The organism is Nocardia sp. CA-120079 (genome assembly GCF_050955745.1).
GTDB lineage: Bacteria > Actinomycetota > Actinomycetes > Mycobacteriales > Mycobacteriaceae > Nocardia.
Genome location: NZ_CP192088.1, coordinates 111,335 through 125,168 on the forward strand (window position 1 = coordinate 111,335; position 13,834 = coordinate 125,168).

At 66.3% G+C, this 13,834-nt stretch carries 15 protein-coding genes; 5 read left to right on the top strand and 10 right to left on the bottom strand.

The window, feature by feature from the left end:
• Positions 1-49: 49 nt before the first annotated feature.
• Positions 50-973, top strand: coding sequence for a DUF5926 family protein (locus ACQPYR_RS00540; RefSeq protein ID WP_433626252.1), 924 nt, complete (start codon positions 50-52; stop codon positions 971-973).
• A gap of 249 nt (positions 974-1,222) precedes the next feature.
• Here the strand turns inward: ACQPYR_RS00540 and ACQPYR_RS00545 are convergent, their stop codons facing one another.
• The 5 genes from ACQPYR_RS00545 to ACQPYR_RS00565 all read right to left on the bottom strand — a co-directional run bounded on the left by ACQPYR_RS00545 (position 1,223) and on the right by ACQPYR_RS00565 (position 5,497).
• Positions 1,223-1,771 carry a ferritin gene (locus ACQPYR_RS00545; protein ID WP_433626255.1) on the bottom strand — a complete coding sequence of 183 codons (549 nt, stop codon included), beginning with the start codon at positions 1,769-1,771 and terminating at the stop codon, positions 1,223-1,225.
• Positions 1,772-1,842: 71 nt separating this feature from the next.
• The gene (locus tag ACQPYR_RS00550) at positions 1,843-2,391 is read right to left on the bottom strand and encodes a ferritin (RefSeq protein ID WP_433626258.1); all 549 of its coding nucleotides are present in this window, start codon (positions 2,389-2,391) and stop codon (positions 1,843-1,845) included.
• A gap of 10 nt (positions 2,392-2,401) precedes the next feature.
• Entirely contained in the window at positions 2,402-3,790 is a 1,389-nt protein-coding gene (locus tag ACQPYR_RS00555) for an LCP family protein (protein WP_433626260.1), read from the bottom strand.
• 109 nt (positions 3,791-3,899) lie between these two features.
• Positions 3,900-4,688, bottom strand: coding sequence for a CPBP family intramembrane glutamic endopeptidase (locus ACQPYR_RS00560; protein WP_433626263.1), 789 nt, complete (start codon positions 4,686-4,688; stop codon positions 3,900-3,902).
• A 47-nt stretch (positions 4,689-4,735) separates the two neighbouring features.
• Positions 4,736-5,497 carry a DUF2470 domain-containing protein gene (locus ACQPYR_RS00565; RefSeq protein WP_433626265.1) on the bottom strand — a complete coding sequence of 254 codons (762 nt, stop codon included), beginning with the start codon at positions 5,495-5,497 and terminating at the stop codon, positions 4,736-4,738.
• A 730-nt stretch (positions 5,498-6,227) separates the two neighbouring features.
• Between ACQPYR_RS00565 and ACQPYR_RS00570 the strand changes: the two genes are divergently transcribed.
• From ACQPYR_RS00570 to ACQPYR_RS00580, 3 genes are read left to right on the top strand one after another with little or no spacing between them, the layout of a single operon-like run.
• Positions 6,228-6,668 (top strand): hypothetical protein, encoded by a 441-nt coding sequence (locus ACQPYR_RS00570; protein WP_433626268.1) that lies wholly within the window; start codon positions 6,228-6,230, stop codon positions 6,666-6,668.
• A 10-nt stretch (positions 6,669-6,678) separates the two neighbouring features.
• Entirely contained in the window at positions 6,679-7,593 is a 915-nt protein-coding gene (gene pheA, locus ACQPYR_RS00575) for a prephenate dehydratase (protein ID WP_433626271.1), read from the top strand.
• On the top strand, positions 7,590-8,252 hold the full coding sequence (locus tag ACQPYR_RS00580; RefSeq protein ID WP_433626274.1) for a histidine phosphatase family protein: 663 nt from the start codon (positions 7,590-7,592) through the stop codon (positions 8,250-8,252). Before pheA ends, ACQPYR_RS00580 begins: the two co-directional genes overlap by 4 nt.
• Before the next feature lie 32 nt (positions 8,253-8,284).
• Here the strand turns inward: ACQPYR_RS00580 and ACQPYR_RS00585 are convergent, their stop codons facing one another.
• The 5 genes from ACQPYR_RS00585 to ACQPYR_RS00605 form a co-directional block, all read right to left on the bottom strand.
• Complete coding sequence (locus tag ACQPYR_RS00585; RefSeq protein ID WP_433626276.1) at positions 8,285-9,115, bottom strand: ESX secretion-associated protein EspG; 831 nt, start codon at positions 9,113-9,115, stop codon at positions 8,285-8,287.
• Complete coding sequence (locus ACQPYR_RS00590; protein WP_433626279.1) at positions 9,112-10,260, bottom strand: PPE family protein; 1,149 nt, start codon at positions 10,258-10,260, stop codon at positions 9,112-9,114. The genes ACQPYR_RS00585 and ACQPYR_RS00590 overlap by 4 nt, the downstream gene beginning before the upstream one ends.
• Positions 10,261-10,310: 50 nt before the next feature.
• Complete coding sequence (locus tag ACQPYR_RS00595) at positions 10,311-10,622, bottom strand: PE family protein (protein WP_433626282.1); 312 nt, start codon at positions 10,620-10,622, stop codon at positions 10,311-10,313.
• Between the two features lie 168 nt (positions 10,623-10,790).
• On the bottom strand, positions 10,791-11,141 hold the full coding sequence (locus tag ACQPYR_RS00600) for a metallopeptidase family protein (protein WP_433626284.1): 351 nt from the start codon (positions 11,139-11,141) through the stop codon (positions 10,791-10,793).
• Entirely contained in the window at positions 11,141-12,280 is a 1,140-nt protein-coding gene (locus ACQPYR_RS00605; RefSeq protein WP_433626287.1) for a septum formation family protein, read from the bottom strand. The genes ACQPYR_RS00600 and ACQPYR_RS00605 overlap by 1 nt, the downstream gene beginning before the upstream one ends.
• Before the next feature lie 251 nt (positions 12,281-12,531).
• On the opposite strand from ACQPYR_RS00605, the gene serS reads away from it, so the two are divergent.
• On the top strand, positions 12,532-13,794 hold the full coding sequence (gene serS, locus ACQPYR_RS00610; protein WP_433626290.1) for a serine--tRNA ligase: 1,263 nt from the start codon (positions 12,532-12,534) through the stop codon (positions 13,792-13,794).
• Positions 13,795-13,834: the final 40 nt, after the last annotated feature.

Consider the following 13,834-nt stretch of genomic DNA (forward strand, 5'->3'; position numbering starts at 1 on the left):
AGAGCGGCGCGCAGCACATCCCGCGTTCGACCCTGTAGTTTGACCTGCCGTGGGTAAAAGCAAGCGCAATAGTCCGAAGCCCGGAGGGAACCGGGCCCAGCGTCTCGCCGAGCGGCGGGCGGCTTTGGAACTGCAGGCAGCGCGGTCCGGTGCGCGTCCGTTCGAAGGGCTGGCCGCGGAGTGCGATCTGGTCGCGCTGCGCGAATTCGTGCCGTCGGCGACCGCGACGCTGCCGCTGTCGTCCGATATCGCCGCGGAGCGTTCCGTCGTGCTGGCCACGGTATTGCCGGGCGCGGTCGCCGGATTGGTGCGGGCGGGCGAGCCGTCGATCGGATACGTCGCCACGCAGGTGCAATTCCAGGGTCCGGATCCGGCAGCCGATATCGCGGCGGCGATCCTGTGGACACAGTCCGCCGAACCCGGTGAATCGCTGACCGTGGCCGAAAGTGCCGAGGGCGGACCGCGATTGGCCGATGTAATCGATGCGGACGCACAGCTGGAACTGACCGTGCACCAGGACTTCGACTGGTGGGTACCCGAGGGCGTGCAGCCCGATCCGCAGGTCGCCGCGACCATCGAACAGGCCAAGCAGGCGATCATGCCGTCCGCGCGACTGGATCTCGGCCCCGATGCGATCAGCGCGGGCTGGTGGGTCGATGCCGGTGATAAGGCGCATCTGCGTTGGGTGCGCCCGGAGAACGAGGACGATCTGATGCTGGCGCTCGCGCGGCTGCATGCTTCGGGCGGACTGCATCTCGGCGATGGCTCCCGTTTCGCGGGCTCGTTCCGCACGCACGGCCTGCTGGTACCGGTATTCGACCTGGATCCGGAACTGCACGCCACCGAGTGGGCAAAACCGGCGATCGAATTCGGGGAACGCCTCGCGGCGGCGCTGGCCGACGACACGGCGCTCTCGGCGGAGGAGCGCCGTTCCCGGGATGGGCTGCGGTCGCGTCAGGTCACCCTCCGGTGATTTCAAAAAAATCGCAGAGAATTTTGTGAAACACCCTCCTTTCTAATCAACCCTCGGTTAGGTTCTCTGCATCACCGAAAGCTGGTGGTGGTGAGCGAAGTCTCACCGAAAGATGAGGAAAGTAGGACCATCATGGAAGCCATTCTGGCGCTGCTCAAGACGCTGCTCAGCTCCCTGAGCGCTGCATAAAGTCGACAGGGCCGGCTCGTCGTGACGAGCCGGCCCTGATTCCGCTATGGGAAGCGTGAATTAGATGCTGCCGCCCGCAGTGGACGGAGCGCCGGAAGCATCGCTCGGACCACTCATTTCACGAGCGATGAAATCCTCGAGGTCGAACAGGTTCGACCCGGCACGATCGGCGATGGTGAGCAGGGTCGTCATATTTGCGACTTCCTCCACCTGCTCCTTCAGGAACCACTGCATGAACTGTTCGCCCAGGTAATCGCCCTCTTCGCGGGCGGTGCTCGCCAATTGGATGATCTGCTCGGTGACGTTCTTTTCCTGCGCGAGGGCCAGCGCGATCGGTTCACGTGCATTCTCGAAATGCGATTTCGCGGCGTCGATGCCGGAAAGCTCGACGCTGATATCCCGGTCCAGGAAGTACTGCACGATCATCATCGCGTGATTGCGCTCTTCGACCGCCTGCGCATAAAAACGCTTGGCCAGCTGCGGCAGATCCGCATTGTCGAACCACACCGCGATCGCGATGTATTGATGCTCGGCATTGAATTCGTGCCGGATCTGATCGTGGAGCAGGCCGTGAAATTTGCTGCGTGGGGACTCCGGATGGCTGGACATAGTTGCGACATTAGCGCTGGTCATGCCGCGTGTCATCCAAGTGCAGCCTTATTGAGGCTAGTGTTGCCTAATTAATTCTTGGCAGCACCGGCCATTCTCGGAGCGGAAATATCGGCGCGCGGTGTGGTGCGCAGCTCGCGCGAGATGAAGTCCTCGACATCGAACAGATCGCCCGCGGCACGGTCGATGACGGTCAGCAGGGTGGTCATCCCGGCGACGTCCTCCACCTGCTCCTTGAGGAACCACTGGATGAATTGCTCGCCGAGGTAGTCGCCGGAGGTCCGCGCGGTGCCGGCCAATTCGGTGATCTGCGCATTGCGGGCGCGCTCGGATTCCAGCAGGAAAACGACGGCGCCGCGCGGTGATTCGAAGCTGGATCGCACGTCGTCGAGGCCGCCTACCTGCACTTCTAGATTGCGGTCGAGCAGGTACTGCACCATGCGCAGGGCGTGCGAGCGGTGCTCGGCGGATTTGCCGTAGCTGTGTCTGGCCAACTGCGGCAGGCGATTCGAATCGAAGTAGACCGCCGCCGCCAGATACTGCTGTGAGGCGGTGAAGCCACGACGGATCTGGTCGCGCAGCAGGTCCGGGAACGGCTCGTCGGCATCGGTATCGGGCATAGGCCCGACGCTACCTCGTAAGCAGATCGTCCGGGATCGGTTGGTCCTTCGCGAGGTCGTCGAAGAATTGACCCGCACGTTGCTTATCCCACAGCAATACATTTCCGCTATCGGTATCGGTGAAGCCGCCGATCGGGACGGTGGTCGCCACGGTATCGCCGCGCATCGCCCAGCCGAGCTGGCCGAGATTCCAGATGTGATCGCCTTTGTCGACCTTCAGCGATTTCGCGGTATCGCCGGCCAGCGGCCACAGCGTGAACGGATTGGCCAGCGTGCCCGCGCTGGTCGCCTTCTTCAGCAGGGCGGCCATGAACAGGCGCTGGTTGTTCATCCGGTCGATATCCGCGAGGGCGGTCGCCCGGCTGCGGACGAAGCCCAATGCCTGCGGACCATCCAGGGTTTGGCAGCCGGCAGCCAGATTGATGCCCGCGAGCGGATCGTCGATGGCCTTGGGCACGCAGACATCGATTCCGCCCAGGGTATCGACGATGCCGGCGAAGCCGCCGAATCCGATCTGCGCGTAGTGATCGATGTGCACGCCGGTCGCGGTTTCGACGGTCTGCACCAGCAGCGGTGCGCCACCGAAGGCGAAGGCGGCGTTGAGTTTGTCCTTGCCGTGGCCCGGAATGCTCACATACGAGTCGCGCGGCAGGCTGACCAGCGTGGTCGCACCCGATTTCGGAATATGCACCAGCATGATCGTGTCGGTGCGCTCGGGTCCGACCTCACCGCCGGTGGCGAGTTCCTGTTCCTGATCGGCCGTGAGTCCGGCCCGGCCGTCGGAGCCGACGAGCAGCCAGTTCGTCCCCGGGGTATCGCCGACGCGGTCGGAGTAGTTGGCGAGCGCGTCGATCCGGTTGAGCGAACCGTCGAGTTTGATGACGGCACCGACCACCGCGAGAACCAGCACCACCAGCAGCACGAGGAACCAGCGGAACGGGTGCCGTTTGCGACGACGGCGTGGTGGACGGGGTTCGCGGTCGCGGCGCGACGGCGGCAGGGATGGCGGCGGCGGGGGTTCCTTGCGGCGTGGGTGCAGGTTCCGCGGGTCGTGGTAGGGAACCGGCTGCTGCGGCGGCGCATAGCCGGGAACGCCGCGAGGCTGGGGCTCGTGATACGGCTGTGGCTGCTGCGTCGGCGCATGGGGGGGCCGGGAATTGCGCGGCGGCATCCGCGTTTCGGGCGGTACCTGCGAATATGCCAGTGGCGGTGCAAAATTCGACCCGTCGCGGCGGATGACCTTGGTGGGGTCGATATGCCTCGGGTCCGGACCGGGTCCGCGACGACCCGGCGGATGGGGGTCGCGCCGCTGCGGCGGCATGGATGGCGCACCGGGATTTCCGAAAGGTTGCGGCTCCCGGCGCGTCCGGTCGTAGCGCTGGGGGTCGTCGCCGTTCATCACACAGACTCTACTGTTCGAGGGCCGTCGGGGGGCTTGACGAGCGGCCGGAAGTTGGTGCGCTCGAGTGAGCGCTTGTCGATAAATTCGCCGCGGGGACCGGCGGGTGTTACGGCAACCAGGAAACGTGACCGCGTAGCAATGTATAGCCGATATAGGCGACCGCATCGATCGTCGCGTGCGCCAGCACCAGCGGCCACAGCCGGTTGGTGCGCTGCCAGAATCGGCCGAAAATCACACCCATGACCAGATTGCCGAGCCCGCCGCCCAAGCCCTGATAAAGGTGATAGCTCCCGCGCAGCAGCGCCGAAGCCAGCAGCGACCGGTTCTCCGCCCAGCCGAGCCTGCGCAGTCGGGTGATGAGATAGGCCACAACCAGGATTTCCTCGGCCGCCGCATTCGCACAGGCAGACACGATGAGTGCGGGCAACCGCCACCAGTGGTCACCCAGCGAACTCGGCACGATCGTCACGCTGAACCCCAGCGCATGCGCGGCCAAGTAGAGCCCGAGCCCGGGCAGCCCGATGACCGCAGCGAGGAGCAGTCCCGGCAGCACATCGGAACGCCAACGGACCCTGGCCAATCCGATCAGCCGCGGCCCTATTCCACTGCGCCACAACAGATACAGCCCGAGCGCACCCCACCCGGCCAGCCGCAACGCACTGAGCAGCTGGAAGAGCAGGTCGATGGTCGATTGCGCCGCCCGCGTCGGATTCAGCGCGACGGTCTGCCCGCCCACCCCGCCCGGCGACAGCGCGCTCTCGAGCAACGACAGCGCCGCATTCAACCCACTCAGCCCGAACGTCACCACCAGCACGACCAGGATTTCGAGCCGAATCCCCAGCCGCTCCCGATCGGTCAGCTCGGGCTCGTCCCCGGCACCGGTCTCAGCACGCATGCGTCCGAATCTATTGCCCGCGCCGTTCCGGCCCGAGCCTGGGCGCGTCAGATACGGCGCAGACCGTTCAGGAAGGGGCAGCCTGCGAGGGTGCGGACGGCGCGGCCGAGGGATTCGATGTCGTCGGCGGGGGAGTTGAACGGGAGGCGGAAGTCGTGGTCGCCGTCGTGGCCTTCGATGCGCAGGGTCACGCCGTAGCGATCGATGGCCAGTGGGTGCACCGCGCCGGTCTGCAGGCGTGGCGGGAGGTGGCGGGCGAGTTGGGCGATGATGTCGGCGTGGTCGGCATCCATATGCTGCAGCCAGGCGGATTCCAGTGCGCAGAACGGATCCGGTTGGGCCAGTCGGAGCTCGTCGACGCAGACGGATTCGGCGCCGGCCGAGTCGGCCACCACCGCGGAGTTGATCACCACGCGCAACAGGGTCGCGCCGTGGCCGACATCGAGCAGGTCGGGATGCGGATGATCCTTGGCGACTTCGGTGGCCAGCGCCCGCAGTGCCTGCGTCGGCACCGCGCGCACCCACCCGCGCAGCCACACCAGCGCACGCACCCGTTCCCGCAGCGGCAGCGTCGCATGATCGGTCAGCTCCAGCACCGCCGGCGCACCGCTCTCCCCCGAATTCCCGGCCAAGACCGCGGCCATGGACGCGGTCGGCACCGCGATCACCGCATCCCCGCACTGCCGCACGTGATGCACCGAAATCGGCGTCGGATCAATACCCGGCATCGCCAATACCGCCTGCTCCGCGTGGGCGCACGCACTCCGAACCCGCTCAGCGGTCGACGGTGCAACAGTCGGCTTCAGCATGCTGGCCTCCATACGAGTCACGCGGTGCAATTAGGTTACCCTAAGCTAAGTCACGCTCTCGCTTTCCGCAACCGCTCCCCGCACGAATCCCGACAATTCCCCGCCCTGAGTCCCGACTTGCGGCAGCACCGGCGCCGCGGCCCAACCCTTGCCGGCATCCTGCGCGAGCAGGCGGGCCGCGCGGGTCGAACGCGCGGAGCGGGCGGAGGTGGCGATGGTCTGTGCAGGCGAGTGTGCGCCGTGGGGCGGCCCGGTGCGAGGGGGTGGACGCCGGTGGCCGATCGCCGTGCGCGGGTGGGGATTGGACAGACGCGCGGAGTGGGCGGAGGTGGCGCTGGTCTGTGCGGGCGAGTGCGCGTCGTCGGGCGGCCCGGTGCGAGGGGGTGGACGCCGGGTGGCCGATCGCCGTGCGTAGGTGGGGATTGGGCAAACGCGCGGAGTGGGCGGAGGTGGCGCTGGTCTGTGCGGGCGAGTGCGCGTCGTCGGGCGACCCGGTGCGAGCGGTTGGACGCCGGGTGGCCGATCGCCGTGCGTAGGTGGGGATTGGGCAAACGCGCGGAGTGGGCGGAGGTGGCGCTGGTCTGTGCGGGCGAGTGCGCGTCGTCGGGCGACCCGGTGCGAGCGGTTGGACGCCGGGTGGCCGATCGCCGTGCGCGGGCGGGGATTGGACAGGTGGCCCGCGAGCCCGCGCAAGCGGGGTGGTGGGTGGGCGCGTGGTTACGGTGGACGTATGGCGGATGGAGTGCAGGCGGCGCATGGGGTGGCGGGGGAGCCGGTGTTGCTGTCGTTGGCGGCGCCGTCGGCGGCGCGGCGGAGTTTGGATGAGGGGCTGGTGCGGGCGGTGGGGACCGGGGCGGCCGGTGTCCGGGTTCTCGACGCGGATGTGAGCGATGCGGAGATCGCCGGATTTCTGGTCGAGGTCGCGCACTCGGATGGCGGGTTCATTGCGCGCACCTCCGATGGGCAGCGAGCGCTGGCTATTGTCGCGGGAACGGTTGCGGCGTTGTGCGGTGAGGATATTCGGGCGGCGTTGGCTCGGCCCGATATCGCCTTTCTGACCTCGTTGAAGCCACCTGCGGTCGAGGCTGCGCGCAGCGTGTTGCTGGCGATCGAATCCGATGCACCCGACGATCTAGCTGGAACTCTGAGCATCCTCCGCGCACGCAAGTAATGTCGTAACCGTGCCGCGAATCGCGTACTTCGGGCCGTCCGGAACCTTTACCGAGATGGCCCTCGCCAAGCTCGAGTCCTCGCAAGCCTTCGACGGACCGGTCGAGCGGATTGCCGCGCCCAGCCAAGGCGCGGCGCTAGATCTCATCCGGTCCGGTGATGTCGAGGGTGCGGTTGTGCCGATCGAGAGTTCGGTCGAGGGCTCCATCTCGTCGACCCTTGATTCGCTGGCCATCGGTCCGCGGCTGCAGATCGTGGCCGAAACCGAGCTCGAGGTGAGCTTCGCGATCCTGGCAAGGCCGGGCACGGAGCTGGCCGATGTTCGCATCCTGGCCGCCTATCCGGTCGCCGGGGCCCAGGTGCGGCTGTGGATAGCGCGGAGGCTGCCGGATGTCGAGATGTACACCTCGGCCTCGAATGCGGCTGCGGCCGAGGACGTCGCGGCCGGTCGTGCCGACGCCGCGGTCTCCACCGCGCTGGCCGGAGAACGCCTCGGTCTGACGGTGCTGGCGTCGGGTGTCGCCGACCACGACCAGGCGATTACCCGCTTCGTGCTGGTGACCCGCCCTCGAGTCGCGCCGTCGGCAACCGGTGCGGACCGCACCTCGATTGTGCTCGAGCTACCCAACGAACCGGGCTCGCTCATGCGCGCGTTCGCCGAATTCGCCACCCGCGGTATCGATCTCACCAGAATCGAATCCCGGCCAACCCGAACAGGTATGGGCACCTACCGCTTCTACCTCGACTGCGTCGGGCATATCGACGACACCGCGGTCGCCGAGGCACTCAAGGCATTACACCGCACGGCGCGGATCCGTTTCCTCGGTTCCTGGCCCGCGACCTCGGCGACCGGAACCCCACCGCCCTCGGATGAACCGGCCGCCGAGTGGCTGATCCAATTGCGTAAGGGGGTGGCCGACCTATGACCGGCAGACTGATACTCGTTCGCCACGGCGAGACCGAAGGCAACGTAGCCAAGATCTTGGACACCCGTATTCCCGGCCTACCGCTCACCGAACGTGGTGCGGCCCAAGCGAAAACATTCGGCTCGAGTCTGTTGAGACCGCCGAAGGCGCTGTTCTGCTCGGCCGCGCTGCGCGCCAGACAGACCGCCGGATACATCGAGGCGGCGACCGGCGTACCGGTCGAGGTACTCGATGACATCCACGAAGTTCAGGTCGGCGAGATGGAGGGTCTGAACACCGAGGAAGCCCACTCGTACTTCCAGCGGATCTACCGCGCCTGGCACGAAGGCGATCTCGCCGAACGCGTCCCCGGCGGCGAATCCGGATATGACGTCCTGGCCCGCTTCCTACCGGTCGTCGAGGACCTGCGCACCAAATACCTGACCGATGGCAGCGATGGCGACATCCTGGTGGTCAGCCACGGCGCCGCCATGCGCTTGGTCTCCCGGAACCTCAGTGGTGTGGCACCGCCTTTCACCACCAACAACCACCTCGACAACACCGAAACCATCGAACTCGTCCCCCGCCCCGTGGGTGGCTGGGAATGCATCCGTTGGGGCCGCTTCACGCCACCCTTCGCCTACGAAGTGGCGCCAACCGCCGACGACCCTATGGGCTGAATCCCCTTGGGGCACAGTGCCCCGTTCGGCCCTCAGGCCAACGTCGGACTTCTCGGAAACTCTTCCCGCTCCGGCAAGGAATGGATCAGATCCTCCACGGCGGCGCGCAGGCGGCCGGGCGTACCGCTGGCCAGTGACGACCACTTGGTGCCGTCGTCGGCAACGCTCGCCGTCGAGATGAATCGTCCGTTGCGCGTGTTGAATACGGCGATGTGCTTGTCGACGATGTCGCGGGTGCCGTCCCCATACAGCACGGCGCTGATCTGCGCATGCGAATGGATTTCGACCACGGCCGACGCGAGGGTTTGCGCGTCGTGCGCGGGAGTGCCGACCTTTGCGAGTCGTTCGGCGGTGGCGGCGGCATCGCCGAGGTCCTCGAAGATCGTGGCAAGCTCCTCGGTCGGTGCGTTCATGCCGTAGAGCTCGAGCGGCGGGGCCGTGCCGAGCGCCGCTATCACGGTGCCGGCCAGGTCGATTCCCACTTCGTCGATCACATACGAGTCCTGCCCGCGAAGGGCGACGACGGAAAGGTCATCGCTCTTCGCCAGACAGAAACGACTCACGTACCCCTCGACGATCAGCCGCATGGTGACAATCCAGTGCGGGCGGTTCAGTACCCGCAGTCGGTCCTCCAAGTCGGGTTGAACCGTGTTGTCGATCAGCAGGTCCCGTTGTTCGAGCGACTCGGCCGCGCGGGCCATTGCCGCCTGAAGCGCGGGCACACTGTCGAAGCGAGCGTATGCGTTCAGCACAACCGGAAGGTCATCGAGATCCAGCTTCTCGCGGAGAAACTGGATCTCGTCTGGCGACAGCACCACCGCCTCGAGTGCGGAGGGCCCACCACTGGTACCGAGGACGGTCACCCAACCGTCCCGGCGTTGGCGCCGATCACGCCGTCGGCGGCGAAGCGGCCGTCGGTGAAGTGATCGGACCGCAGGTCGACCTTGGTGTCGTGCTCGGACTCGTCGTCCTCGTCGCCACGAGTCTGGTTCCCCAGCAACGGGTTACCCGCACCGTTGTTGCTCGACCGGGCCGGTGCGGCTTCGACAGATGCGACCGTCTCGGGTGCCGCTGTCGCTGTGTTGCCGCCGATGACGCTGCCCGTACCCCAGCCTTCCGGCAGTTTGAGCTGGGTGCCGCCCGCACCGGCCGAGATTCCGGAGAACGAGACCGCGCGGGTCGCGGCCGTACTGCCCGCCGCTCCCATCGCGCCACCCATCGCCATCGGGGCCATTGTGCTCATCGGCGTGCTTGCCGCGGCGGTGACCGCATTGGTCGCCACACTGCCGACCGTCGAAACACCGGTGCTGACAACCGAACCGACCGCCTGTGCGGCCTGCGTGGCGGCACTGGCCACACCTGGGTTGGATACGAACGCCTGCACGGCGGCGACCGCCGTCGAGATCGGGTCGGTGGGCGCTCCGAACGCGGCATCGGCATTTCCGCTCGGCTCGGCCTGACCCGCGCCCGCAGCGATCGGCGGCGGCATCATGAAGTCGGCGGGTGTAGCCAACATCGCCGAGGTCGCCGCCTCATAGGTCTCCATCACCAGCGCCGCGCGGATGTCCATGGCGTTCCTGGCGATCTCGGCGGCCTCCATGGCGCCGGTGACGGCGCCTGCCGGGTTGGTCGAAGCGGCCAACGCGGCATTGACAGCCGCGATTTCGGGCGGGCTCGGCATCGCGAGCGCGGCAACGCCGTAAGCGATGACGTTCGCCGCGGCCTTACCGCCCATCGCCGCGGCCTGCACGCCCTGCTGCTCGGACCAGCCGAGGAATCCGGTCAGCTTGCCGAGCGCGGCGATACCGTTGACGCCCTGCATGCCGACGCCGAGCTCGGCCATGACGCGGGCAACGGTGGTCGTCGCGTCGACCCAGGCGGCGGTGAGTGCGCCCCACGCGGTAGCGGCAGCCGAAATCGGGATCGCATGTGCGCCCGCGTGAAGGGTGGCCGAGTTGACTTCGGATGGCCGGGCGATCCACACGACCCCGGTAACTCCTGCAACCATGCTTTAACTCCCCTGAATGTCTGAATGGTGGTTGAGGACAGCGGTGCGGGCTAGACCTGAATTGCGTCGACTCCGGCGGCGCGCACGACGTCGCCGGCGATGTGCTGGGCCAGCTGCATACGCAGTGTCTGGGCAGCATGGTGCAGTTCGAGAATGCCCTGGGCGATCGAATGATCGTGGGTCACCGCGCCCTGGTTGAAGTGGCTGGCGGATACGAGCGAAACCTCTTCGGCACCGGACGGGATCACGTGTGTGGCCGGCGCGGTGATCATGGACGCTGCGGAGAGCCGCTCGGCGACCAGATCGAGTTCGGCCGCGGCGGCGAGAATGGCCTCGGGCGAGATCAGTACATGTCCAACCATGACTCGACTCCTTCTAGTGGCTGTGGGGCGGAACCACGAGAATTCCCCCTTCGAGTGATAGGACGCGACAGCAACGCGATCGGTTCCATCGAATCCCCAAGTTTCTTCCGGTCATCCGTGCTGGTTTCGCGCTCGTCGAGCCGAGCCCGAAATACAGCTTGGATAAGACTAGCCCCATCCCAGCTCATGCAACCGGTCTTCGTCAATGCCGAAATAGTGTGCAATCTCATGGATCACAGTGATCGCGACCTCCTCGACGACCTCGTGCTCATCGCCGCAGACGTCGAGAATCGCCTCGCGATAGATGGTTACGGTGTCGGGTAGCGAGCCGCCGTAGTGACTGTCCCGTTCGGTCAACGCGATTCCGTGATACAGCCCGAGCAGATGTGGATCCTCCGGATTGCGCGGTTCGATCAGCACGACCACATTGTCGATTGCGCGAGCCAACTCCGGCGGGATGAGATCGAGCGCATCGCCGACCAGCTCCTCGAACCGGTCCGCGGACATGGTCACCGCCATCAGCGCGGTTGCGGCTGTGGTGGCAGCGGTGCGGCGCCGGGCAGCGGGGCGGGGGTGGAGCGTCCCGAATTCGGCGGCGGCACCGGAGCCTGGCCGTTGATCAGGATTTCGCCCCTGGCCGATCCGGTGATCGGTGCGAAACCCTCACGGTCGGTGCCCTTTCCGATCATGCAGTCCAATTTGCGGCTGCCCGCCAGCCAGCTGCGCGCGTCGAGGTAGTCGAAGAACAGCGTCAGCGTCTTATTGCGCACCGCGTCGGGCGAGCCGAGGTAGTCGTTGGCCGCCTTTGCGCACTCGTCCTCCATGAACTTGTCCTGGTCGTCCTTGGCGGGCGGGCCGCCGGAAAAGTGCTGGCCGAGGTCGACGGTGGACACGATCTCGACGGCATGCGCCTGCGCGCAGTCCACCGGATCGGTGGGCAGATTCTGATTGATGCCCAGACAGGTGCCGGGCTCGAAGACCTTCGACTGATCGTGCTCGGTAGCGGCGCCGGTGGTCGGTAGCGGAGTGCCGGTGCTGCCGGAGAACTGGAGTCCGCAGCGCAGTGTTCGATCACCGTGCTTCCACCCGTCCGGACTCGGATACATCAGGCCTACGACATAGCGGCCGCGCGGATCGAATTTGCCGTTCAGGTACTGGTCGACGGCCGGGGTGCAGTGCTCTTCCTTGAGTTCGGTCAGTCGCAGCGAGTCCGGAAAGCGTGAGCCCGGACCGAATTCCACGCCGGGATATTTGGCCATATCGACATCGGCCGCGACCTCGAACAGATGCTTGTTGGAGCAGGCGACCTTCACCAGATCGCCGCGGTCCTGTTTGCTCCAGCTGAGGCAATCGCCCTTGGCCGCGGTGCCGAACTCCTTGTCCAAGGCGGTCTGGCCCGGCGAACCCGGATTGTGCGCCTCCAGACGCTTGTCGTTGTCGTAGCCGGTGATGAACAGACCGACCAGCGAGATGATGACGGCACCGGTCGCTGCGGCGAGCAATACCCAACGCAGCTTCGGTGCGGACAGATGCAGCTTGCCGTCGGCGACGGCGTCGCGGTCGATGATCACCGACTGCGGGAACGATTCCGCGCGCGACGACTCGCCCGAGGGCGTTTCGGATTCGTGCGGGTCCATGGTCACATCCTCAGCAGACATTGCGACCCATCATGTCAGCGTCTGATCGCTGGTGCCACGACCTGGTCGAATCGATCCGAAGTGCCCCGGTCGTACCTATGCGCGGTGCGTCATCCACGGAACGTGGACAGGAACAGACCGGGCAACCGCGCGATGCGGACCGAAACCACTATCGAGAAACGCAGTGGCCGATCTTGTCGAGGGTGAGAAAATATGGTGCCTACCTATTGCGGCGTCGCCGCTCGATATCGCGACCATTAGGCTGGTCACCCATGATCGACCTCCGATTCCTGCGGGACAACCCCGACGCGGTCCGCGCCTCGCAGCGCGCCCGCGGCGAAGACCCCGCCCTCGTCGACGCCCTGCTCGAGGCGGACGCGGCGCGCCGTGCGGCGGTGGCCAACGCCGATAACCTGCGCGCCGAGCACAAGGCGATGGGCAAGCTGATCGGCAAGGCGAAGCCGGAGGAACGGTCCGTCCTGCTGGAACAGGCGCAGGAGATGTCGGCGAAGGTCAAGGAGGCCGAGGCCGCGCAGCACGCCGCCGACGCCGATATGGACACCGCGCACCGTGCCATCTCGAACGTGGTCCAGGAAGGCGCCCCGGCGGGCGGCGAGGACGATTACATCGTGCTCGAGACCATCGGCACGCCAAGGGAATTCGACTTCGAGCCCAAGGACCATGTGGAGCTCGGCGAATCGCTCGGTCTGTTCGATATGGAACGCGGCGCGAAGGTCTCGGGCGCGCGCTTCTACTTCATGACCGGTTACGGTGCGCTGCTGCAGCTGGGTCTGTTGCAACTCGCCGCGCAGAAGGCGGTGGCCAACGGGTTCACCATGATGATTCCGCCGGTGCTGGTCCGCCCGGAGGTCATGGCCGGCACCGGATTCCTCGGCCAGCACAGCGCCGAGGTCTACCACCTCGAGGAGGACGAGCTGTACCTGGTCGGCACCTCGGAGGTGCCGCTGGCGGGCTACCACGCGGACGAGATCCTGGACCTGAGCGCCGGCCCGAAGCGCTATGCGGGCTGGTCGTCGTGTTTCCGGCGCGAGGCGGGCAGCTACGGCAAGGACACCCGCGGCATCATTCGGGTGCACCAATTCGACAAGATCGAAATGTTCGTGTTCACCCCGCCGGAGCAGGCCGCGGCCGAGCACAAACGTCTTCTCGCCTGGGAGCAGGAGATGCTCGCGGCCGTCGAGGTGCCTTATCGAATTATCGATGTCGCCGCGGGCGATCTGGGCAGTTCGGCCGCTCGCAAATTCGACTGCGAGGCTTGGGTGCCCACCCAGCAGACCTACCGCGAGCTCACCTCGACCTCGAACTGCACCACCTTCCAGGCCCGCCGCCTCGCCGTGCGCTATCGCGACGAGAACGGAAAGCCGCAGATCGCAGCCACTTTGAACGGGACGCTGGCGACCACCCGCTGGATTGTGGCGATCCTGGAGAACAATCAGCAGGCCGATGGTTCTGTCCGGGTGCCTGCCGCGCTGGTACCGTTCGTCGGTACCGAGGTGCTGACACCACCGCGATAAATATCTCGAATTAGCCCGTCCCACATTGCCTACAGGTAAA